This window comes from Petrocella sp. FN5 (assembly GCF_029210395.1).
Taxonomy (GTDB): Bacteria; Bacillota; Clostridia; order Lachnospirales; family Vallitaleaceae; genus Petrocella.
On the sequence record NZ_JARGDP010000009.1, the window covers coordinates 33,629 to 57,692 of the forward strand.

Here is a 24,064-nt window from a genome sequence, read left to right on the forward strand (position 1 = left end):
GTCCTAACTTGGCTAAAGAAGTACTTCTCGTCGATGGGTATAATATTATCCATGCATGGCCAGAACTTAAGATAATGGCGATGGAGGATCATCTTGACAATGCAAGAACACGTCTGCTAGAGATTCTAAGTGATTACCAAGGCTATAAAAAGAATGAAATCATAGTGGTTTTTGATGCTTATAAGGCGAAAAACACAGTCAGAAGTATTGATGCATATCATAACATTCATGTTATTTATACAAAAGAGCATGAGACAGCTGACCATTATATTGAAAAAGTAGCTACAGAGTATGCTAGAGATTATCAGATTAGAGTTGCGACTTCCGATGCCCTTGAGCAAACTATAATTATGGCAAGAGGCGCAGCGAGGATGTCAGCAAGAGAACTTCTAATTGATATTAAAGCGACCAAAAAAGAATACAAGTCGGATTATTTGGAAAAGCCTACTGGAACAACAAACCGACTAGAAGGTCATTTAAATAAAGAAACTTTAGAATGGATGGAAAAATTTCGTCGTCAAAGATAGGGGTTGTCTTAAATAGAACGAGTTATAGCATTTGAAGAATTAACCATTTATACAGATGAAGAAATCGTTGTACTTATTAGAGAAGGTCATGATTACGCATTGGACTATCTGATGAACAAATATAAAAAGCTGGTGGAAAAAAAATCAAAATCCTATTTTTTAATGGGGGCAGGCAGAGACGACTTAATACAAGAAGGCATGATTGGATTATTCAAAGCTATTAGAGACTATAGAAACGATACGGCATCATCCTTTTTCTCCTTTGCAGACCTTTGCATTACACGGCAAATCATCACCGCAGTAAAAGCAGCTACAAGGCAAAAACATATGCCTTTAAATTCCTATATTTCATTAAATAAACCTGTATTTGAAGAAGATAATGATAAAACGGTTCTAATGGATCTTATGCCTTCAAAGCAGATTGTCGACCCGGAAGAACTGATTATTGATAAAGAGAATATTCATATTATTGAAGATGAGTTGGCAGATAGACTAAGTGATTTTGAGAAAGATGTTTTGGAATATTATGTTGAAGGTATTGGTTATGTAGAAATAGCTGAGATTTTGGAAAAGCCGGTAAAATCTATAGACAATGCCCTTCAGCGCATTAAGAAAAAACTGGAAACCATAATGAAAGAAAAAAAATAAGAATTCTTATTGACAAGTGATAAGATATGGTTATAATAGAGAAAGTGGCCTAAATAAGAAGGCTGATTATAATCATATTCATGCTGGTATAGCTCAGTAGGTAGAGCGCATCCATGGTAAGGATGAGGTCACGAGTTCGAATCTCGTTACTAGCTTAAAAAGAATCTCATTTGGGGTTCTTTTTCTATTTCGACTCTAAGAAAGAGACGTACCACTTTTCAAACATTCCAATCGCGTGTATAATTAGAGCAGGTGATTTTATGGAGAGAATATACCCGGCTCAAGCAGCTGGGAACCTGGTAGATATGATGTTATAATAAAGACTAGGTATAACAAGGCTATATAAAAGTATTACCACCATAGGAAAAGAAAGTTATAAAAGTGACTAAAGTCATTAAAGAAATGACTTTAGACAATAGTATTGCCCCACGGAATATGGGATAATAGATTTGTGGAGAGATTGTAAAATAATTATCAATCTTGTGGGAGGCATTATGATCTATACAGAATTTATACTTTATGGTGCGATATTCTATGGCGTCCTGTTATTGCTGATTGTAATCAACAGCATGATACATATACTTAATATTGAAAAATACAATAGTAGAAAAAATCATTTGGCGGTTTTGTGGATTGGTAGTCCACGAACTCAATTACTAATGATTTTTATGATTATTACCAGTCTCATTACAATACATAACTATTATCAAGTGAAGAGTTTTAAGGATGTAATTGCCTCAGAGCATACGGCCAGTATTTTTTCGCTAAAGGTAAGTAAAGGTCAGCATGAAGCTTATTGGATTAAAGATCCGGTTGTCATTCACGATATTGTAACAACACTTGAGGAGACCATGTATATGCCCTCTTTTAAGGAATCAACCACCATTACAAAAAGTCCGACACTTGGTGGTGCTATCACTGTGGAGTTTTTAGCAATGGAGATGTTAGATTCTATAACCATAAGTAACAAAGGCATTATATATAATAATAGAACGGGACAAGCTTATGGTGTTTCGAGTCTGAATCTTTTTGAGTGTATACATAGTAGTGTTGATTTTGGTATACAAAGTGAAATCGAAAAAAAGAATAGATTATTTTAAGAATTGGTTAATAGTTTTAAAACTAAATGGTTGAGCTTAGAAAATTTTGTGTTGATCTTTTAACCAATACAGGAATCCAAAAGTAACAGTCGATGATAAATATCATGGATCGTTACTTTTTTCTTGTCCGTGATTTGACACTAGGGTCTTTCCTTGTTAGAATTGGAAAGACGTCTAAAGAGACTTCATGCTTTCCAATTCTTAACAGCTATAGTATAATAGGAATGCTACAGAGAATGATTACACTAAGAAAAAATCAACAATGGTTAAATAATAAATGGCTAAGGAGTCCGTCTATGAGTGAAAACAATGCATTGAATTTTGTTGACAGATTGGTATTTGAGGATAAAGAAAACAGAAAAATAGACAAAGTCGTTACCAGATTTCCCCCAGAGCCAAATGGCTACTTGCATATTGGGAGTGCTTATGCTATTAATATCAGCTATGGTATTGCAAAAAAATATGGTGGTCAATTTAATTTGAGATTTGATGATACCAATCCAATGAAAGAGGATATGGAATATGTTCATGCTATTATAGAAGATATGGAATGGCTTGGTTGCGATTATGGCAACGCGGCTTTCTTTGGTTCAGACTATTCAAAGCAAATCTATGATTATGCCATTGATCTAATAAAAAATGAAAAAGCCTATGTTTGTGATTTGAACATGGAAGAAATGCGTGCCTATCGTGGCACATTGACAGAACCAGGAAAGAATAGTCCCTATAGGGAGCGTTCAACGGAAGAGAACTTAAAGCTGTTTGAAGATATGCGACAGGGTTTGGTGGACGAAGGTGTGCGTGTCCTAAGGGCTAAAATAGACATGGAAAATCCAAATCTTATCCTTAGAGACCCGGTTATTTATCGTGTATTGAAGGAAAAACACTATAGAACCGGAAATGAATGGTGCATTTATCCTATGTATGATTTTGCCCATCCAATTCAAGACTATATTGAAGGGGTTACTCATTCCTTATGCTCAAATGAGTTCATTAATCATAGACCATTGTATGATTGGGTGCTAAGTGCCCTTGATTTGAAAGGCGTATTACCACGGCAAATTGAGTTTGGAAGATTAAACCTTACGGGTGTGGTGACATCGAAACGCTACCTGAAGCAATTGGTTGATAGTGGTATATTGGATGGTTGGGATGATCCTAGGTTACCTACTATTAAAGGTCTTAGGCGTCGTGGCGTCACAAAGGAAGCTATATTTGACTTCTTGAATGAAATTGGTGTGCCGAAAACATCAACAACTGTAGACTACAAAATGTTGGAACACTTTGTTCGACAAGACTTGAAAGAAAAAGTAAAATGTTTAATGATGGTACAAAATCCTTTAAAAGTTGTCATTACAAATCTTGAAGAAATGGAATATGTGGATGTTGATAATCATTTCTCTAATCCGGATTTTGGTTCACGAAAGTTGCCATTTACAAAAGAGCTTTTTATTGAAGGGGAAGATTTTTGTGAACAGCCGTCAAAGAAATTCAAGAGGTTATCTCCGGGAGAAGAAGTCAGGTTAAGGTCGGCATATTTCATAAAATGTAATGAAGTCATTAAAGATGATAAGGGCGAAGTAGTAGAACTTCGATGTACTTATGATCCTGCAACCAAAAGTGGGTCCGGCTTTAATGAAAGAAAGCCAAAGGGCACCATTCACTGGTTAAGTGCCTTAGATGCTACAAGATGTACGGTTAGAATTTATGAAGATTTATTTTTGGATGAACCAAGTGATGATAAGCTTATTGAATCTATTAATATGAGTTCAAAAAAAATATATGAAGATGCACTGGTTGAAAGCTCAATTAAAGATTTTATTAATCAAGGAGAAAAACGCTTTCAGTTTATTCGAAATGGGTATTATGTTGTTGACAAACATCTAACAACAAATGAGCAATTGGTTATGAATCAAATTGTTTCATTAAAGAGCAGTTTTTAATTTATCAAAAGTAAAAAGGTACAGTTTTGGAGCAACCATGAATAGATCAATAAGGAGTACACAATGGAGTCGATATTTTCAGATTTAGGAACCTTTGGATTAAATAGTAATCAACCCTTGGATTTTCATGGAAAAGCGAAAGATGAAAAACCGGTAAAAAAAGAAATACAGGCAAAGAAGACAAAACAGCTGGTATTTGATAGAAAAGTCAAATGTCCGGTTTGTGACCATGAATTCTTATCAAAAACGGTGAAATCAAGCATCAATAGGTTTGAGAGAACCAGCCTGACACTACGCCCCATTTATTCAAAAATCGATCCATTGATTTATGATGTTATTCAATGCAATTCATGTGGTTATGCAGCTTTAAATACTACCTATAACAAAATTTCCGAGCGTCAAATCAAGACCATAAAAGAACAAATATCATCCAAGTTCATACCTAAGGAAGAGCCTAAGGATTATGATTATAAAACGGCATTGATTAACAATAAGCTTGCTCTATATAATGCCATCGTTATGGGATCTAGAAGTGTCAACAAAGCTTATCTTTGTCTTAGAATTTCGTGGATTATTGACGGATACTTGGAAACAATTGAAGAAGACAAAAAAGAGTCATTAACGCTTGAGCGCCTTAATTTTATAAAAAATGCTTACACCGGTTTTCTTGAAGCTTATGAGACCATCAGCTTTCCAGTTTTTGGTATGAATCAACCGACGTACTATTACTTATTAGGTGTTTTGGCTTTTGAATTAGGCGACTATAGTCATTCAAAACGCTGGCTATCAAAAGTAATGGTCGGAGAAGATAGCCAACAGAGGTTAAAAGACAAAGCACGAGATGTTAAAGATTTGGTTAATCAAAAAATAAAAGAAGAAAAAGAAGGCCAGTCTAGTGAAGGAAAGCCATAAAAAGACCGATGAGAATCAGTTGAACAATGGCAAAAAAAGGAATACCGACATAAAATCTAGGCTTTTTGACTTTGTGGCGAAAGAGCTTCATGCCAAGTAAAGAGCCAAATGGTCCCAACATAGATAAGCTCAATAATTTTTTCTCGGAAATACGCCATTCATTATTTACGGCCTTTATTTTATCAATGCCGTAAAGCGCAAAGGTAAAGCAATTAATTACTGCAATGGTGATTAGTAGGAAGTTGTCAATCAAAGTGGTTGCTCCTCTCAGTAAATCTAAATTGATTATAGCGAATTCATATAAAAAAAGCAAACACTACGATATTATGAAAATGAGACTTACGGTGAAGTAATCACATTAAGTCTCATTTTTATTGTTTTATTGATATGGATAGTATGTTAAAATAATAGTAACAGGTAAAGATGCTTTAGTTAGGGGGGTAAGCTTTGAGTGATAAGAAGAAAAAAATATCAAAAAAGGTGTATTTAAAAAAACTTGAAGAACTTCAAGTGGAATTAGTAAAACTGCAAGAATGGGTAAAAGCAAAAGGACTTAGGGTTGTTGTAGTTTTTGAAGGCAGAGATGCCGCAGGAAAAGGTGGTGTCATTAAACGCATTACTGAGAAGCTTAATCCTCGTGTTTGTAGAGTAGTAGCCCTTGGGATACCTACTGAAAAAGAAAAGTCTCAATGGTATTTTCAAAGATATGTACCTCACCTTCCTGCAGCTGGAGAAATAGTACTTTTTGACCGTAGTTGGTATAATAGAGCCGGAGTGGAGCGTGTCATGGGCTTTTGTACAGAAGAAGAATATCAGGAGTTCTTAAGAAGTGCCCCTGAATATGAAAAAATGTTAGTGCGCTCAGGTATTATATTAATTAAATACTGGTTTTCAGTCAGTGATGATGAACAGGAAAATAGATTCCAAGATCGCATCAATGACCCTACAAAACGGTGGAAGATTAGTCCTATGGATGTAGAATCCAGGAAGTTTTGGGTGGAGTATTCTAGGGCAAAAGATACGATGTTTGCTTATACAGACATTAAGCAGGCACCTTGGTATGTGGTAGATGCAGATATTAAAAAACATGCACGTATCAATTGTATATCGCATTTATTAAGCAAAATTGAATATCAAGATTTGACGCCAGAAAAAATCAAGTTACCGGAAAGACAAAAAGAGACCAATTACATACGACCACCATTTGAGGAACAGACATTGGTGCCGGATGTTGCCAAAACTTTAATTAAAGACAAATCATAAAGTTATATATTAGAAAAGTGGCTTTGCCACTTTTTTTCTTTACCATATTGTTTTGGCGCCTTAACCATACCATAACTTAAAAAACAACAAAAAAACCTTGTCAAGGGGTACTGAAATCATTATAATAATGGAAATTGAACAATTAATAAATGAATGTGTTAAAATGACTTTAATCAAACGTTCAAGTTTATGAGGAAATGAGGAATAAAAAATGAGTTTTAATTTTGTACAGGAAATACCTTCATCAAATGAAATTATAGAATTGTTACCTTTGTCTGAAAAGGGGCATAAAATAAAAACTGAAAGGGACCGAATCATTAAAAATATATTCGAAGGAAAAGATTCACGTTTCATTTTAATTATAGGCCCTTGTTCAGCGGACAATGAAACAGCTGTTATTGATTATGTAAAACGTTTAAGCCATATTCAAAAAGAGGTAGAAGACAAGATTGTCATCATTCCGAGGATATATACCAACAAGCCCAGAACCACAGGAGAGGGTTATAAAGGCATGGTCCATCAACCGGATGCCAATAAGGAATCTAATATGGTAGAAGGCATTAAAGCCATCAGGAAACTGCATATTAGAGCTATAGAAGAAGCAGGTTTATCTTGTGCAGATGAGATGCTGTATCCGGACAATTATGCCTATCTTGAAGACTTATTAAGCTATGTTGCTATAGGTGCTAGATCAGTAGAAAATCAACAACACCGTTTGACCATTAGCGGACTGGAAATTCCGTCAGGCATGAAGAACCCAACCAGCGGTGATTTATCGGTCATGTTAAACGCCATTAAAGCAGGTCAGATAGAGCATACCTTTATTTATAGAGGATGGGAAGTAGCAACATCTGGGAATCCCCTTACCCATTCTATCATGCGTGGTTATGTTGACCAATATGGCAGAAGTTTTCCTAACTATCATTATGAGGATATTCGTCATCTGATCAAGTTGTATGAAGAAAGAGAGCTACAACATCCTAGTGTGATTATAGACTTAAATCATGCCAATTCGAACAAACACTACGAAGAACAACCACGTATTGCTTATGAAGTCATAAGGAATCGCCACTATGATGCTGACTTTAAGAAGTACGTCAAAGGTTTGATGATAGAAAGCTATATTGAAGAAGGCGCTCAAGGAATAGATGGGGGCGTTTATGGTAAATCTATAACAGATCCTTGCCTAGGTTGGGAAGCTTCTGAAGCACTGATTAGAGAAATTGCTAGGAAGTTATAGATGCTATAATAAAGAACGGGCTGATTCAAACTAAGTAGCAAAACCTTTATTATTTTGGTTCTGAGTCAAAAAGATTTTGAAGCTCGTGGGCAGACAATTTATTGATAAATGTTTCGCCGGGCTTAATCACATGTTCAATTAGATTTTGCTTTTTTTGCTGCAAGGTAAATATTTTTTCTTCTATGGTACCGGCGGTGATTAATTTGTAAACCTGAACACATTTTTTTTGACCGATACGATAGACACGGTCTGTTGCTTGATTTTCAACAGCTGGATTCCACCAAGGGTCAACATGAATGACAACATCAGCGCCGGTCAGGTTAAGGCCGGTTCCGCCGGCTTTAAGAGAAATCAAGAAAACACTATGGAAGCCTGTATTAAAATCATGGACCATCTCCTGTCTTTTATTAGGCGGCACAGAGCCATCAAGATAATAGGATTCGATTTTATGCTTATCCAATAAGGTCTGAATCATACCTAACATAGATGTGAACTGAGAAAAAATCAACATACGATGGCCACTTTCAATACTATCCATAACCAATTCTAGAAGTAGGTCCATTTTAGAAGACCCATGAGTATACTGATCGATGAACAAGGATGGATGGCAACAAATCTGGCGTAACCGCATGAGAATTGACAGGATTTTCATATTTTTTTGGCCACCGGATAAATACTTAAAGCTTTCCATTTCCATTTTTGCTTTTTCAATATAAGCCATATATATTTTTTTCTGATGTTTATTTAGTTCGATGGTGACCTTTGTTTCAATTTTGGGTGGTAGCTCTTTCAAAACATCTTGTTTGATTCTTCTAAGGATGAAAGGCGCAATCATTTGATTAAGCTGTTTTAAACAATGATGATTATTATCTTTAGTGATAGGACGTTCATAGGTTTTAGCAAAGTAACTGGCGCTGCCTAGAAAGCCGGGCAAAATAAAATCAAAAATAGACCACAACTCAGTCAGAGTATTTTCTATAGGTGTACCTGTTAAAGCAAAACGGTGTAAGGCGTTTATGTGTTTGACGGCAATAGCGTTTTGAGATTTTGGGTTTTTGATATGTTGTGCCTCATCAATAATACAAAACATGAAAGTTTGTTTATAATGGTGTAAGTCTCTTTTAAGTGCTCCATAGGAGGTGATGATGATGACATCATTACAAAGACTTTCGATTTGCTCAATGCGTTCATTTTTGCTTCCGGAGACGACAATGGTTTTTTGGTTAGGGGCAAATTTACGAACTTCTTCTTCCCAATTATAGAGTAATGATGTTGGTGCGATAACAAGTGAAGGTAAGCTGGCAACATGACTTGTCATAAGGGTTATGGCCTGTAATGTTTTGCCAAGTCCCATATCATCCGCTAAAATACCACCTAATCCATAAGAAGTGAGAGCACTAAGCCAACGATATCCGGTTTTTTGGTAATCTCTTAGTATGGCATCAAGAGGCTTTGGCACCTCAATAAAATAGTTTTCAGGATTTTGAATAGCGTTTAATAGCTTTTTATAGGCCTGATTATAATGAACTGTTTGCGTGCTGCTCATAAGGTGATCTAAGAAGAAGGCATGATGTCCGGGTAGGCTTAAAGTGCTACTTCCTTGATTTGAATTTATAATGGGATAGTGGCTGTCAAGAACACTCATTTGGTGAGCTAAGGCATCCTGTATTTTGAAAAAACTACCATCGGATAATTTAAAGTATCGCTTTTTTTCGACAATGGCTTTTAAAAGTATGAAGATTTCGTCTTGACTTATACCTTCCATTTCAAAACTTAGATCCAGTAGATTAGAGCTACCCTTGTAGGCGATAGAAGCGCTAAGCTGTTTCTCAGACTTTAAGTAGGTATCTTTAAAAGAATCGGAATAATAAAGCGTTCCAAGTTTTTGAAGTTTTGGTAGAATTTGGTCGATGAAATAAAATTGGTCATCTTCGGAAGCATAGGTTAAGAATCCTTGAGAATCTATTGCGTGAGGGGTATCTTTTAGTAACTGCAAAATACGTTGCTCAATATTCAACTGTCTAAAAACAATCTGGTCACCTAAGTCAGGATCGATTTCAGGATAAAGACCAAACTCATGAGGACCATAGATGAAGTAGGCCCTAAGCTTAAGTTGGTCATGATTTTTATCCAAATAGATTTTTGATTCCAAAGGGTAACGCAATATTTTTTGAGCAATAGTGGGTTCAAGGGTTACATAACCTACCATTTCAAGAACAGGCAGGATTTGATTCATAACATTATGTAGATGGTCATATTGAATATCTAAGGACTTATCACTGAAGTATGTATAAAAAAGTTTAAAAGCATCGGCTTTAATGGCGGATAAAGAACTGATTTGATTGTTATAAAAGGCGAATGAATAGTCTTCTGTTAAGGGGAAGTAGATATCATAAGCATTTACAGAGATGATATAATGACCTGCATCATCAGTCAAATAAAGATCAATTTCTAAATGGTCTATGATGTCCTGGTCTTTAAAAAGCATACCATCATAATCTAAGTGAAATGACTTATTCTTTAGAAGTTCCAATAAACGTTTTAAATAGGTATCTGGTAATATTTGATAAGACGCCTTAATTGGTGTGGATACCAAGCTCTGACGTTTTGGTAATAAGAAGAGTCTTGTTTTATAAAAATCATATAGTAAAGCGATAAGCTTGTAGTCTTCATCTGTAAACCCAAAAGACTCCGAATCGTAGGTTAAGGTTTTTGATAGCTCATAGGTATGTTTCTCCATTACCGCATAAACGAAAGACTCAATATTTTTAACCACGTAGGTTTGATAGAGCCCTACTTTAAGTGAGATGGCAGATTGAAGAGTTTTGTGATAAGCATCTTTTGGGTGTAAAGTGACTTCTAGATTTAGCAGTGTAAGCTGGTTTGAGGTTGTAGGCTGAAACAATACTTGTTCAAAGGACTGGAACATTTTCAAGGTTTGATTCTGAGTAAGATCAAGAGTCAAAGACTCTTTTTTATATAGGATGTATAATAAGGCCGCTAGGGTGTGAATACAAGGTTGAACATCATAACAAGTGCACCTAGCATTTTTGAAGGTGCCTGTATCGGAATAAAAAGATAAATACAGTTCGAATTGTTCATCTTTTAAATCTTTTAAGAGGATATGAAAGCCATTTTTTGAACTGGCTTCAATACTGAGTATATTATTTTTCTGATGGATCATAAAGCCGGACTTGAATTTCCGATCATTACCAGCATAGGTCTTAATCCATTGTAAAGTGAGTTGAATCATGTTGGCACCTGCTTCTTTAGAGTATGAACTCATTAATCTTGATTACAATGTTGATGAAATCCTCTATAATTAAATCATAGGATGTGTTTTATAAGCGCACTGTTTTAAACATATCTTACTTTGAAAGGAAACGATATGATAGTAAGAGTCGATGGTGATGCTTGCCCGGTACGGGCATCCATCTTACAAATTACAAATAAATACGAGGTCGAAACCGTTATATATACAGATGTTAATCATGAGCTTTCCTATGAAACAGCCCGCGTCATTACGGTTGATCAAGGCATTGATTCAGTAGATCTAGCCATTGTTAGGGATATGAAAGTTGGTGATGTTGTGATTACCAACGATTATGGATTAGCATCTTTGGTATTAGGCAAAAAAGGGTATGCCATGGATGCAAATGGTAGGGCGTTTACGTTGAACAATATTGATCAGCTTTTGTTTGAAAGACATATGCACAAATCACTAAGAATGATGAAAAAAAAGCACAAAGGTCCTAAAAAAAGAGACCGACAAGCGGATGTTCTATTTAGTAAAAACTTTGAAGCATTGGTCATACAGCTTAAGGCTTAAAGTCAGAAATTTTTTGAATGCTTCTGCTTACAGCATCTTTTGATTGCTTCCAAGGTTCCTTTTCATATCTGTAATCAAATTTGGAAATGAACCATTCAAGGTCGCCAATAACGCGGTCGAAGTTGGATTGTTGGATAGCAATGAGGTTTGTTTTAAAGGCTTGGAAGTCTTTATCCTTTAGGACATATTCGCCTCTATCATATAAATGACCAAAATGCCTGATACAAAAGCCTTTAGATACCATAAATAAATCTCGAAAAGATGTATCCTTTTTCCATAGATAAAAAAAAGTATCCAGATAATGGTCTAAAAAGTCTTCAACCCGGTCACAAATGTAGCATTGATGTACCATTTTTTCGGTGAAGTCTTTAACAGGGCTTAGCACTGTACGTTTACCTATATGAAAACTTTTGGATTTATAAGGTTTCATTACAGCTGCTTCAAGATCTTGACGTACCTTCTTCATATGTGTTTCCAGAATCAAAGCCATGCCCAAACGATTTTTTTCATTAAAGAGCTTGGCATAATGGTTGGCACAAAAACCGGATGCGTTGGTATGATGTCTTATGTCAACATCCATATAGGATGGACCTAAGACAAAGTCGATGCTATCCTTTTCAAGAGATTCATACAGATGACAAAAAGGACACTCACAATCGGTCTTGAATGCGTCTATGATAGGTATTGTATAGATTTCTTCTTTTGACATAAAAACTTCCTTTATCTAAACAGAATAGATGTTGACAAGTTGAATTTGAGGTATAATAAATAGACAAAGCTATTATATCAGTATAACATAGCGGTAAAGAAGTTGCATCCATTTCCGTGTTTTGAATCGAGGTGGGTAAATGATTGAGGTATTAGTAAGTGATAGTTTTTTAATCAGTCAAATATTGGAATGTGGTCAATGTTTTAGATACAAACATATTGAAAATAATATATATGATGTTATTGCTTTTGATCAACGTCTTAGAATCAATCAAGTTGGTAAGCATGTTTATATGGACTGCTCCAATGAAGAGTACAATCGCTTATGGGTGAGATATTTTGATATGAACAGAAACTATGATCAGATTCAATCTATTTTAGTTAAACTAGACCCTGTACTAAAAAAAGCAATCATGGAAAAAAGAGGGCTTAGAATATTAAGACAAGCACCTTTTGAGATGTTGCTTACATTTATCCTATCTCAAAACAAAGCCATTCCCCAGATTAAAATTCTAGTAGAACGTTTGTGTGAGCGTTATGGTCAAACTGTGACAGATCAATATGGGTCGTATTATACCTTTCCTACAGCAGAGGTGCTTGCAGATGTAACGGTGGAAGAATGGCGAAAGTTAAAAGTTGGCTTTAGAGCACCTTATTTATATGATGCGATACAAAAGGTTGTGCAAAATACTATAGATTTTGCAGCGATTGAAGAAATGCCAGATAGCATGGCCAGAGATAAGCTAATGGAGATTAGTGGTGTTGGACAAAAAGTAGCGGACTGTATTTTGTTGTTTGCTTTTGGAAGAATTGAAGTATTTCCATTGGATGTTTGGGTGAGACGTATGATGACACATGCATACTTTAATGATCAAAGTGTATCAGATCAGATTGTTCTTGAGTTTGCAGACAGATATTTTAAAGGCTTAGGAGGCTTGGCGCAACAATATCTTTTTTACTATGGAAGAGATCACCAAATCGGAAAATAAACTTTATAATATGGAACTGAAGTGTTAAATTTTTGCTTGCATATCATGAATTTTTTTGGTAATATAAGAACAGGAATTAGCACTCTCCATTACAGAGTGCTGATAAGAAAATACTATTTATGAAAGAGGAGGAATATCATGAATTTAAAACCATTGAATGATCGTGTTGTTTTAAAACAACTTAAAGCTGAAGAGAAGACCAAGTCCGGTATTGTGTTGCCGGGTCAAGCACAGGAAAAGCCTCAAGAAGCTGAAGTTGTAGCCGTTGGCCCAGGTGGCAATGTAGATGGTAAAGAAGTAACCATGCAGGTTGTAGTTGGGGATAAAGTCATTTACTCGAAGTATGCGGGAACAGAAGTCAAACTAGATGGTACAGAGTATATTATTGTTAAACAAAACGATATACTTGCAGTTGTGGAATAAAGGAGGTTCATCATGGCAAAAGAGATTAAATTTGGAGCAGAAGCTAGAGCAGCACTGGAATCAGGTGTGAATCAATTAGCAGATACAGTAAGAGTAACCTTAGGACCTAAAGGTAGAAACGTCGTTTTAGATAAAAAATTCGGAGCACCACTCATCACCAATGATGGTGTGACAATAGCAAAAGAAATAGAGTTAAAAGATCCTTTTGAAAATATGGGTGCACAGTTGGTTAAGGAAGTAGCAACAAAAACCAATGATGTAGCTGGTGACGGAACAACAACAGCGACTGTTCTTGCTCAAGCAATGATTGTTGAAGGTGTTAAAAACATTGCTGCAGGAGCTAACCCAATCATCTTAAGACGTGGCATGAAGGCTGCGACTGAAGAAGCGGTTAGAGCTATCGTTGAAATGAGTCAAACACTAAAGGGTAGAGAACAAATAGCAGAGGTTGCAGCGATATCTGCCGGTGATGAAGCCATAGGAGATTTGATAGCCGAGGCAATGGAAAGAGCTTCCAAAGATGGCGTCATTACCATTGAGGAATCCAAAAGTATGGATACAGAATTAGAAGTTGTTGAGGGGATGCAATTTGATCGAGGCTATTTGTCACCATATATGGCTACAGATATGGATAAAATGGAAGCCTTGCTTGAGCAGCCTTATATCCTGATTACGGACAAAAAGATTTCTAATATTCAAGAGATTTTGCCCATCCTTGAGCAAATTGTTCAAGCAGGCGCAAAACTATTAATCATAGCAGAAGATGTTGAAGGAGAAGCATTAGCGACACTTGTTGTGAACAAATTAAGGGGTACCTTTAACTGTGTAGCAGTAAAAGCACCTGGATTTGGTGATCGACGTAAAGCCATGCTACAAGACATCGCCATATTAACAGGTGGTACAGTTGTTTCAGAAGAACTGGGCCTTGACTTAAAAGAAGCGACTATGGAGATGCTTGGTAAAGCGAAATCTGTTAAAATCATGAAAGAAAACACCATAATTGTAGATGGCGCTGGTAGTAAAGACGACATCCACAGTCGTGTGGCACAAATCAAGAATCAGATAGAAGATACCACATCAGACTTTGATCGTGAAAAACTTCAAGAAAGATTGGCAAAATTATCTGGTGGTGTAGCGGTAATCAAAGTGGGTGCTGCAACGGAAACTGAAATGCAAGAGAAGAAGTTGCGTATGGAAGATGCTTTAGCAGCAACCCGTGCAGCGGCTGAAGAAGGTATCGTAGCAGGCGGTGGTGCAGCATATATCCATATTACTAAAAGAATTGAATCCATAGTGGACGGTCTAGAAGGTGATGAAAAAACGGGGGCCAAAATTATACTAAAAGCCTTAGAATCTCCTCTGCGCCAGATTGTAGTGAATGCTGGACTTGAAGGTTCTGTCGTTGTTAATAGGGTGAAAGAATCCGATATGGGTATAGGCTTTAATGCTTTAACAGAAACATATGTTGATATGGTGGAAGCAGGCATAATTGATCCGACAAAGGTGACAAGATCAGCCTTGCAAAATGCCACATCGGTAGCATCGACATTACTGACTACAGAGTCTGTTGTAGCAGATATAGAAGAAGAAAATCCAATGCCAATGGGTGGTGGTGCACCTGGTATGGGAATGATGTAAAAGTGACATCGTCACATTAATGATTATAAAATGAATAAGGGAGACTACGGTCTCCTTTATTTGATTGAAAAGATTTACACATAAGCAATAAAAGTAGATTGGCCATACAAAATATTAAATAGGAATAAGGTTGTTTCTAAAAGGTCTATCCTATATAATGTAATTGACTCAATTTCTCAAAGGCAATCAAGTGTCGCACTATTTCGGAGGCCATAATGAAGGTAAATGATATTTTTAATGAGCAACTTGTAGAACGAAAACAGAACATGACAGATAATCTTAAGAGGATTACCATCCTAGCAGGGGGCGTTATTGTTTTAGCTGTAGCATTTTTAACCCCCGGACTAAGAAACTTGATATACATTATAGCCATAGGTGTCATTTTGTGTGTAGTCTTTTTATTTAGACGTTTTAATGTAGAGTATGAATATATCTTTACCAACGGCGAATTGGATATTGATCAGATTATCAATAAAAACAGACGAAAAAGGTTGTTGTCTGTCCATGTGGATAATTTTATCATCATGGTCCCAATTTCTAACAAAGATTATGGGAAAGATGTTGAAAAATATTCGAAGCTTTATGACGTAAGTAGTGGGGTACTTCAAGAAAATACTTATGCTGCTATTTTTGATAAAGATTCAAAAAAAATCAAGCTGATTTTTGAACCAAACGAGAAAATATTTGATGCAATTCGTGCTTATATTCCAAGAAAAATTAAAAAATAGATAGAAAAGATTGGCAAGGTGGTTGGTCATATGCGAAGAGTTGGAGTCGAGAAATTAAAAAAGGATATGATCTTGGCAAAGCCCATATATACTAATAATGGGGTCATATTACTAAAGGAAGGAACATTATTAACCGAAAAATTCATAAATAAGATTCATGATATTGATGTAGATTACATTTATATTAAAGATGAATTGTCAGAAGGTATTGAGATTGAAGCACTTATTAGTGAAGAGACTGTTCAATCCACAAAAAGGGCTCTAGAAGATAGCATGGAGAAAATGCGCAAAGGATATTTTAGTGCCAGCCAAAGTATTGTAGAAAAAGTGGATGCTGTCATTTCAGAGGTGGTTGCCAATCCCCATGTGATGGTGAGTCTTCAAGAGATACGTAACAGAGATGCGTATTTACATATGCATTCTATTAATGTGTGTGTGATTTCCCTACTAATTGGGAAAAAATTAAATTACAATGATGCCCAGTTAAAGCATTTAGCACTTGGCGCTATTCTTCATGATGTGGGGAAAACACAGATTAAATATGATGTCATTCGATATAGGGAAGATTATGTTGACAAAGAATATAAGATTTATAAAGAGCATGTAAGGTTAGGTTATGAAATGATTAAGTCTATACCAAAATCTTCTTTGTTAGCCGCAAACATTGCTTTGACCCATCATGAACATTATGATGGAACGGGCTTCCCTCTTGGAAAAAAGAACACATCGATTCATGAGTTTTCAAGAATTGTTGCCGTAGCTAATGAATATGACAATCTACTCTATAATCTACCAAGAGATACACATATGCGACATTATGAGATTGTTGAAATGATCGTATCAAGAGCCTATACATGGTTTGACCCTGAAATCATAAAAATATTTAGAAAATCTATATCTCCATACCCTGTTTCAACAGGCGTGGTGTTAAATGATGGTCGTATTGGTATTGTAGCAAGATTGAATGAGGACTTTCCTACGAGGCCGGTCATACGCATCATTGATGAAACATCAATGGCAGTCGTAGGTGAAGTGGATCTTTCAGTAAACCTAAATACGCTTATTGTAGATGAAAAAGAGATTGACAAATAGGCTTATGTTTGTTAGAATCTCGAATTAATAACTTACTAGGAAAGTATAACAGAGAATATAGATACAACAACGTGCTAATGATGAAAGAGAGGCCTTAATTCATGCAAAAGATTCTTAAAGAGGGAATAACCTTTGATGACGTGTTACTGGTTCCAGCCCATTCGAAAGTCTTACCTAATGAAGTGAACTTAAGTACACAACTTACTAAAAAAATAGAACTTAGCATACCTTTAATGAGTGCAGGTATGGATACAGTAACAGAATCAAGAATGGCAATCGCTATGGCAAGACAAGGTGGTATTGGCGTTATACACAAGAACATGTCAATCGCTGAGCAGGCAGATCAAGTTGACCGAGTGAAGCGATCTGAAAATGGGGTCATAACCAATCCTTTTTCTTTGACACCGGAGCATTATGTTTATGAAGCCAACGCCTTAATGGCAAAATACAGGATATCAGGCGTTCCAATTATTGAAGTCGGATCGAAAAAGTTGGTTGGAATCTTAACCAACCGGGATTTAAGATTTGAAACAAATTTTGATCAAAAAATCAAGCATGTTATGACCAGTGAGAATCTGATTGTTGCACCTGAAGGTACAACATTAGACGAAGCAAAAAAAATATTGGGTAAACATAGAATTGAAAAACTTCCAATTGTGGATAGAGAAGGTAACCTTTCAGGTTTGATTACCATTAAAGATATTGAAAAGGCTATTTTATATCCGGACTCAACGAAGGATGATCAAGGGCGATTGAGGGTTGGAGCCGCGGTAGGTATTACAAAAGACATGATGGATCGAGTTGCAGCTTTGGTAGAAACAAAAGTAGATGTTGTGGTTTTAGACACAGCTCATGGTCATTCGGCCGGTGTTTTAAACGCAGTCAAGCAAATAAAGGCAACTTATCCTGATTTACAGATTATAGCCGGGAATGTAGCAACTAAGGAAGCGACCCTTGCGCTCATTGAAGCAGGAGCAGATGCTGTAAAAGTAGGTATAGGACCGGGTTCAATATGTACAACGCGGGTTGTGGCTGGCGTTGGTGTACCTCAGGTTACAGCTATAAGCGATTGCGCAGAAGGCGCAAAACCTTATGGAGTTCCAATTATCGCAGATGGGGGTATTAAGTACTCAGGTGATTTAGTCAAAGCCATTGCAGCGGGTGGGTCCGTATGTATGCTTGGTAGTCTTTTTGCAGGATGCGAAGAGAGTCCTGGAGATACGGAATTATTTCAAGGTAGAAAATACAAAGTTTATAGAGGTATGGGTTCTTTGGCAGCTATGGAAAAAGGTAGTAAAGACCGATACTTTCAAGGGGACAATGGAGATACCAAAAAACTGGTACCAGAAGGTGTAGAAGGACGTGTGGCATACAAAGGTCCGGCCGAAGATACGGTATATCAATTAATGGGCGGTTTAAGAGCGGGTATGGGTTATTGTGGTACATCCTCAATTAGAGATTTGATTGAAGAAGGTCAGTTTATAAAGATTACGGCAGCGTCATTAAGAGAATCTCATCCTCATGATATTCAGATTACAAAAGAAGCACCAAATTATAGTGTTGAAAATTAAAAAATCCTTAAAAACAAGGATATAAAGTTGAAATGGCAATCATAGTTGAGAAACTTAGGTTGCTATTTTCTTTTATTTAGCGTCAATTAAAGTACATAGCAACACCATGGTTTGTTGCAATTACATGGCGGAAAGATTATACTAAGGTTAGTAAATCATGGAAAAGGAGCAAATAAAATGAGTATGAGTATACCAACACCACATATTGAGGTGAAAGACAAAGGGGTTATCGCAGATACCGTTTTGATGCCAGGTGATCCATTAAGAGCAAAATTCATTGCAGAAAAATTCTTAGAAAATGTTGAACAATTTAACAGTGTAAGAGGCATGTTAGGTTACACAGGTACCTACAAAGGCAGAAAAATATCTGTAATGGGTTCAGGAATGGGGATGCCAAGTATAGGCATCTATTCATATGAGCTGTATGCCTTTTATGATGTGAAACGCATTATAAGAATTGGTTCATGTGGTGCATACACAGAGGATTTAGACGTTTATGATGTTCTATTGGTCGATGAAGCGTGGTCAGAGTCTAGCTATGCCAAAACGCAAAGTGGCTATGAGCAAGATACAACCTTTGCTACGCCAAAACTTAATGATAAGCTTGCTAATATAGCAAAAGTACTGGATATTCCCATAAAAAGAGGTAAAATTCATTCTTCAGACGTTTTTTATAGAGAAGATTTTAATGTCTATAAACATATACGAGATCAATACGGTTGTATGGCTGTTGAAATGGAATCTTTCGCTTTATTTGCTAATGCGAGTATTTTGGGTAAAGAAGCATCTTGTATTTTAACGGTCAGTGATTCCTTGGTAAAAGGGGATGTCACCACATCCGAAGAGCGACAAAATTCTTTTGTTAAAATGATGGAAATAGCATTAGAGATGGCAGAATAGTAAAAATCCTACCAATTATGTTGGTAGGATTTTTTTGTTCAAAATCCTATTCATCAAAAAAATATATAGCTTTACATACAAAACACTTTAATAAAACAAGTTCAAATGGTATAATGTTAGGAAATATAAGCAGGGAGTTGTTGGAAATGGATATAATAGATAAGCGAATATTACATATTTTACATAAGAATGCAAGGATAACCGCCTCAGAAATTAGCAATCAGATTAATCTATCTGTATCAGCGGTTGGTGATCGTCTTAAAAAGTTAGAAGCATCGGGCATGATAGAGAACTATACCACAATCTTAAACGCAACAATGCTTGGAAAATCTTTAACAGCTATTATTATGGTCGCCCTAGAGCGTCCTAAATATGCTGAAGTTTTTGAGACTTTTGTTAATAATGAAAAAGATATATTAGACTGTTATTATCTAGCTGGTGACTATGACTATGCGCTTAAAATAGTGACAAAAGATACGGCGACCTTGGAGACTTTGATTGGTAGAATTAAAAACGTAGAAGGCTTGTTAAAAACTAAGACGACCATTGTTTTATCTACAACCAAAGATGTTCATTCAGTTTTACCGGAATTATAGGCGATACAGATTTTTGTCAAAGCAAAAATAATTATCGCGAACAATAGAATAATTCTTAACCCACTTTTTATTAAAGGGAGGTGCGATATGTCATACGTACAGCTCATATATAACCCAAATTCAGGACAAAAGCTTTTCTCTGTGCATATAGATACTTTTTTAGCCTGTTTTCAAGAAAAAGGCTTTGAAGTAAGAGTACACCGTACATCCATTGAGGATAACTTAGAAAAAATACTCAATATAAACAAACTTAAAGATTGTGTTGCCTTGATTGTTGCCGGAGGAGATGGTACAGTCAACGGCGTGGTTCAAGTTATGATGGAACAAAAAATAGATATACCTCTAGGGGTTATACCTGTAGGTACAGCGAATGATTTTGCGAAACATCTAGGTATGTCGACAGATATAGCCAAAGCTATCGAGATGCTTTCAAAGATGCAAATCTCTCAAGTGGATGTAGGAAAGGTCAATAATCGCTATTTTGTAAATGTGTGTTGTGGTGGCCTTTTTACCAATATATCTCAAAACATTGATGTGGAGTTAAAAAATACCATTGGTAAACTTGCCTATTACATTAAAGGTGTCCAACAATTGCCGGGATTTAAGAAACTTAGGTTTAAAATTCAACATGATCAGGGTGAAATTGATGATTTGTTTTATTTGTTTTTAGTGTTGAATGGATCTAGTGCCGGTGGTTTTTCGAAACTTGGACAAAATGCTAATATCAGTGATGGGCTTATGGATTTTGTGGGTATTAAGGCATGTCCATTAGCTGATATGCCTGGCCTTTTTGGTAAAATACTAATTGGAGATCATTTAAAAGATAAAAATGTAATCAGTTTTCAAAGCAAACATATCTCGATTGAATGTTTAGAAGGTGTTGAGGGCTTTGAAGAATCGGATATAGACGGTGAAGCAGGACCACATTTTCCTTTAGTCATAGAGGTCATGCATAAACGTTTAAATGTAATCAAGTAAATCAAATAGAAGGAAAGAGGATATGTATGTTAAAAATGAATATCACTGAATTTAGAGATGAAATAAAAACAGAAATGTTAGGTTATGAAGAAATAACAGAAGCATTGGTTGAAAAATGGTTTGAGAATTTTGAAGCTTTTATAGACGCAAAAAGACCAAGTGGTCTATTAGAATACAAAGGTTCTCAAGTGGAAGTGATGCTTAAGGATGAAACAGACTTATTTATGATGGTGGACCGTTATCTAGCGGCTATTGTCAACGAGGATTTGGACAATTATTTCACAGACTGGACTTTTTAAGGAGATAGACATGAAAGGTATCGTAATGAAGCTATTATTTGCTCTATGGATTATAATGGTTTTTTCCTCATGCTCAACTAAGGTTGACCAAGAAGATGTCCAAGCCGATGAAATAGATGCGCAAAGTCAAATACTAGACAATCAGAACTTAGGCATAACAACAGAACCAACAACAGAACCAGATGAGGGAACAGATAGTCAAGAAGAAGATCTTACTCAAGTGCCAATAGATTATAAATCCTTAGGTGTCAATGAAATAGGTGATATCATGGTTGTCATGTATCATGGTATTATGGACAACCCCCCATACCATCGAAGTAAGGAAGATTTTATACGTGATTTGCAATATTTTTATGATAACAACTACTATCTGATTTCAATGAAAGAATACCTAAGTCAACAGATTGATGCACCGCTTGGTAAAACACCGATTGTGTTAACCTTTGATGATGGCTTAGCGTCAACTTTTGCTCTTATAGAAAATGAAGTGGATCCGGAGTCGGCTATTGGTATCCTCGAAGAATTCGTACAAGAACACAATGATTTTGGAAAAGCTGCAACTTTGTTCATACATGCTACCAATCAAAACTTTAAAGGAGATGGTGATGCCTTACAACGTTTGGAATGGTTGATAGAGAATGGCTATGAGATTGGAAATCACTCAGCAACCCATGCGGATTTAAGCAAGTTATCCAAAGACGCACTTATAAAAGAAATCGGACAAGTCGACTATTTTCTAAAAGCATTAATACCGGATTATAATATGTTGGCCATAACCTATCCATATGGTAAACGCCCTGAAGCATCATTAATTCAGTACCTATCTCATGGTCAATATGAAGATGTAGAGTTTGGTTACGAGGTTGGATTTAGGGAAGGACCCAGCAGCAAGATGGTACCGCCAAGTCATATAAAATTTGATCCCTATAATGCACCGAGAGTAAGAGGGTCAGAAGGGGACGTTCAAGACTTATGGTGGTTTCTTGATTATTATGAAAAAAATGCTGACGAGCGATATATTTCAGATGGCAATGCGAATACGATTGTAGTGCCAAAAGAAAAAGTTGACTTGGTAAATAATGACAAAGTTATGGACATGGAATTGATTGTTTACGAATAAGAAAAAGTTGAAAGAAAGTACTTTAGTGATTTGAAAGCACTTTCTTTTTTGTTTTCTTTTCATGTGTTAAAATAAATATAAGAACCCATTCAAAGACCATATAGGAGTCCAAAAAAATATGAATATGGAAATGAATATGGAAATGAATCAAAAAATCATAATGACCCCACAGTTAGAATATTCTTTGAAGATTCTAAAGCTTAGCTATGAGGAACTGGTTGATTTTTTACATGAAGAAATGCTATCAAATCCAATTCTAGAATATAAAGAACCAAAAGAAACCAAGTTGAAAATAAATAAAGAAGAACGAGAGCTTAATCTTCAAAGCTATAGTTCGTATTCAAGGGAAGAAGATGATGGATATACCAACGGCATACCGGATATGAAATCTTATAAAACCGACCTTGTAAGTCACTTGAAATTACAGTTACATATACTGGATTTACCTGAGACGGTGATGAAAATCGGAGAATTTCTGATAGAAAGTCTAGATAATAAAGGCTATTTGAAAATTGATATCAAGGATGTAGCTAAAATGCTTCATACAAAAGAAGAAGAAGTTAATCAGGTATGCCAAATAATTCAACAATTTGACCCACCGGGTATCTGTGCCAGAAATCTGAAAGAATGCTTGAAGTTACAATTAATGAATCGAAAAAATGTAAAAAAAGGGTTGATAGAATTAATAGATTGTCATCTTGAGGCGATAGGCGACAATGCATTGCCTAAGATTTCAAAAAGTATGGCTATGCCTATAAACGAAGTACAGGCGTTAATTGAAGAAGTACGGAAGCTAAACCCTAAGCCTGGAAGCTATTTTCAAACAGATATGATTCATTATATTCGTCCGGATGTCATTATTTCCAAACAAGACGAGCGTTATAGTATTGATATATGTAAAGACAAGATACCAAAAATAATAGTTAATCCCTATTATTTGGATCTACTTAAAGAAGGCGATAAAAAATTAGGTGATGCTTATCCTTATATTCAGAATAAGGTTAACAGTGCCAATTGGCTTATGCGTTGTATAGATCAAAGAATGGAAACCTTAGAAAAAGTGACAAAAGCCATATTCATGCATCAAATAGATTTTTTTGATAAGGGTAGAGCCTATCTTAAACCAATGAATCAGAGAGAAATAGCTGACGCTTTAAACCTGCATGAATCAACCATCAGTCGTACGGTAAATGGAAAATATTTATTGTGTCAATGGGGTATGTTCGAGTTGAAATATTTTTTTTCCAGTAAGGGTATTAAACAAGAAGTGGGAGAAGATGCTTCATCGGCCATGGCAAAATTTGCCATACAAGGTATTGTAGATGGTGAAGATAAACATAATCCTTATAGTGATTCAAAAATATGCACCTTATTGCAGAATGAGGGGATAGGCATATCCAGAAGAACAGTAGCCAAATATCGAGAGCAGTTAGGTATACCATCCGGAAAAGTAAGAAAACATTATATATAAAATGGGTAATAATTACCAATAAAGAAAAAAATGTTAAAAAATGACAACTTTTAGGCTGTATCAAGAAGAACATTAAGCAAAAATGGGCA

The 24,064-nt window shown here is 35.8% G+C and carries 23 protein-coding genes and 1 tRNA gene; 21 read left to right on the forward strand and 3 right to left on the reverse strand.

Annotated features, from left to right (window positions below):
• Positions 1-8: 8 nt before the first annotated feature.
• The 6 genes from P0N36_RS04290 to P0N36_RS04315 all read left to right on the forward strand — a co-directional run bounded on the left by P0N36_RS04290 (position 9) and on the right by P0N36_RS04315 (position 5,130).
• A complete protein-coding gene (locus P0N36_RS04290; protein WP_275841602.1) occupies positions 9-527 on the forward strand; it encodes an NYN domain-containing protein in 519 nt (172 codons plus the stop codon).
• Positions 528-551: 24 nt separating this feature from the next.
• Positions 552-1,175, forward strand: coding sequence for an RNA polymerase sporulation sigma factor SigH (gene sigH / locus P0N36_RS04295; RefSeq protein ID WP_330683949.1), 624 nt, complete (start codon positions 552-554; stop codon positions 1,173-1,175).
• Between the two features lie 82 nt (positions 1,176-1,257).
• A tRNA-Thr gene (locus P0N36_RS04300) sits at positions 1,258-1,330 on the forward strand.
• 339 nt (positions 1,331-1,669) lie between these two features.
• Positions 1,670-2,275, forward strand: a complete 606-nt coding sequence (locus P0N36_RS04305) for a hypothetical protein (RefSeq protein ID WP_275841603.1) — start codon at positions 1,670-1,672, stop codon at positions 2,273-2,275.
• Positions 2,276-2,571: 296 nt separating this feature from the next.
• Positions 2,572-4,218: a glutamine--tRNA ligase/YqeY domain fusion protein gene (locus P0N36_RS04310; protein WP_275841604.1), complete on the forward strand. Its 1,647-nt coding sequence runs from the start codon at positions 2,572-2,574 to the stop codon at positions 4,216-4,218.
• 63 nt (positions 4,219-4,281) lie between these two features.
• Positions 4,282-5,130, forward strand: coding sequence for a DUF2225 domain-containing protein (locus P0N36_RS04315; RefSeq protein WP_275841605.1), 849 nt, complete (start codon positions 4,282-4,284; stop codon positions 5,128-5,130).
• Here P0N36_RS04315 and P0N36_RS04320 read toward each other — a convergent pair.
• Complete coding sequence (locus P0N36_RS04320) at positions 5,111-5,383, reverse strand: DUF1294 domain-containing protein (protein ID WP_275841606.1); 273 nt, start codon at positions 5,381-5,383, stop codon at positions 5,111-5,113. The two genes, P0N36_RS04315 and P0N36_RS04320, sit on opposite strands and share 20 nt — an antisense overlap.
• 194 nt (positions 5,384-5,577) lie before the next feature.
• On the opposite strand from P0N36_RS04320, the gene ppk2 reads away from it, so the two are divergent.
• Both ppk2 and P0N36_RS04330 read left to right on the forward strand, forming a co-directional pair.
• A complete protein-coding gene (gene ppk2 / locus P0N36_RS04325; protein WP_275841607.1) occupies positions 5,578-6,393 on the forward strand; it encodes a polyphosphate kinase 2 in 816 nt (271 codons plus the stop codon).
• Between the two features lie 211 nt (positions 6,394-6,604).
• Positions 6,605-7,633 (forward strand): 3-deoxy-7-phosphoheptulonate synthase, encoded by a 1,029-nt coding sequence (locus P0N36_RS04330; RefSeq protein WP_275841608.1) that lies wholly within the window; start codon positions 6,605-6,607, stop codon positions 7,631-7,633.
• A gap of 49 nt (positions 7,634-7,682) precedes the next feature.
• Here the strand turns inward: P0N36_RS04330 and P0N36_RS04335 are convergent, their stop codons facing one another.
• Positions 7,683-10,886, reverse strand: a complete 3,204-nt coding sequence (locus P0N36_RS04335; protein WP_275841609.1) for a DEAD/DEAH box helicase — start codon at positions 10,884-10,886, stop codon at positions 7,683-7,685.
• Positions 10,887-11,021: 135 nt separating this feature from the next.
• Here P0N36_RS04335 and P0N36_RS04340 point away from each other — a divergent pair, with 135 nt between their 5' ends.
• Entirely contained in the window at positions 11,022-11,462 is a 441-nt protein-coding gene (locus P0N36_RS04340; protein WP_275841610.1) for a DUF188 domain-containing protein, read from the forward strand.
• Here the strand turns inward: P0N36_RS04340 and P0N36_RS04345 are convergent.
• Positions 11,452-12,171: a DUF6062 family protein gene (locus tag P0N36_RS04345; RefSeq protein ID WP_275841611.1), complete on the reverse strand. Its 720-nt coding sequence runs from the start codon at positions 12,169-12,171 to the stop codon at positions 11,452-11,454. The two genes, P0N36_RS04340 and P0N36_RS04345, sit on opposite strands and share 11 nt — an antisense overlap.
• A 139-nt stretch (positions 12,172-12,310) precedes the next feature.
• On the opposite strand from P0N36_RS04345, the gene P0N36_RS04350 reads away from it, so the two are divergent.
• The 12 genes from P0N36_RS04350 (at position 12,311) to rpoN (ending at position 23,975) form a co-directional block, all read left to right on the forward strand.
• Positions 12,311-13,159, forward strand: coding sequence for a DNA-3-methyladenine glycosylase family protein (locus P0N36_RS04350; RefSeq protein WP_275841612.1), 849 nt, complete (start codon positions 12,311-12,313; stop codon positions 13,157-13,159).
• A 138-nt stretch (positions 13,160-13,297) separates the two neighbouring features.
• The gene (groES, locus tag P0N36_RS04355; protein WP_275841613.1) at positions 13,298-13,582 is read left to right on the forward strand and encodes a co-chaperone GroES; all 285 of its coding nucleotides are present in this window, start codon (positions 13,298-13,300) and stop codon (positions 13,580-13,582) included.
• 12 nt (positions 13,583-13,594) lie between these two features.
• Positions 13,595-15,220, forward strand: a complete 1,626-nt coding sequence (groL, locus tag P0N36_RS04360) for a chaperonin GroEL (RefSeq protein WP_275841614.1) — start codon at positions 13,595-13,597, stop codon at positions 15,218-15,220.
• Positions 15,221-15,435: 215 nt separating this feature from the next.
• The gene (locus tag P0N36_RS04365; RefSeq protein WP_275841615.1) at positions 15,436-15,948 is read left to right on the forward strand and encodes a DUF6106 family protein; all 513 of its coding nucleotides are present in this window, start codon (positions 15,436-15,438) and stop codon (positions 15,946-15,948) included.
• Between the two features lie 30 nt (positions 15,949-15,978).
• A complete protein-coding gene (locus P0N36_RS04370; RefSeq protein ID WP_275841616.1) occupies positions 15,979-17,040 on the forward strand; it encodes an HD-GYP domain-containing protein in 1,062 nt (353 codons plus the stop codon).
• A gap of 101 nt (positions 17,041-17,141) precedes the next feature.
• Positions 17,142-18,611 carry an IMP dehydrogenase gene (gene guaB / locus P0N36_RS04375; protein WP_275841617.1) on the forward strand — a complete coding sequence of 490 codons (1,470 nt, stop codon included), beginning with the start codon at positions 17,142-17,144 and terminating at the stop codon, positions 18,609-18,611.
• A gap of 177 nt (positions 18,612-18,788) precedes the next feature.
• Entirely contained in the window at positions 18,789-19,511 is a 723-nt protein-coding gene (deoD, locus tag P0N36_RS04380) for a purine-nucleoside phosphorylase (RefSeq protein ID WP_330683948.1), read from the forward strand.
• A gap of 146 nt (positions 19,512-19,657) precedes the next feature.
• Positions 19,658-20,107, forward strand: a complete 450-nt coding sequence (locus P0N36_RS04385; RefSeq protein WP_275841618.1) for an Lrp/AsnC family transcriptional regulator — start codon at positions 19,658-19,660, stop codon at positions 20,105-20,107.
• An 87-nt stretch (positions 20,108-20,194) separates the two neighbouring features.
• On the forward strand, positions 20,195-21,085 hold the full coding sequence (locus P0N36_RS04390) for a YegS/Rv2252/BmrU family lipid kinase (protein ID WP_275841619.1): 891 nt from the start codon (positions 20,195-20,197) through the stop codon (positions 21,083-21,085).
• Positions 21,086-21,111: 26 nt separating this feature from the next.
• Positions 21,112-21,384 carry a hypothetical protein gene (locus P0N36_RS04395; RefSeq protein WP_275841620.1) on the forward strand — a complete coding sequence of 91 codons (273 nt, stop codon included), beginning with the start codon at positions 21,112-21,114 and terminating at the stop codon, positions 21,382-21,384.
• A gap of 10 nt (positions 21,385-21,394) precedes the next feature.
• Positions 21,395-22,504, forward strand: coding sequence for a polysaccharide deacetylase family protein (locus tag P0N36_RS04400; RefSeq protein WP_275841621.1), 1,110 nt, complete (start codon positions 21,395-21,397; stop codon positions 22,502-22,504).
• 118 nt (positions 22,505-22,622) lie between these two features.
• Positions 22,623-23,975 (forward strand): RNA polymerase factor sigma-54, encoded by a 1,353-nt coding sequence (rpoN, locus tag P0N36_RS04405; RefSeq protein ID WP_275841622.1) that lies wholly within the window; start codon positions 22,623-22,625, stop codon positions 23,973-23,975.
• Positions 23,976-24,064 lie beyond the last annotated feature (89 nt).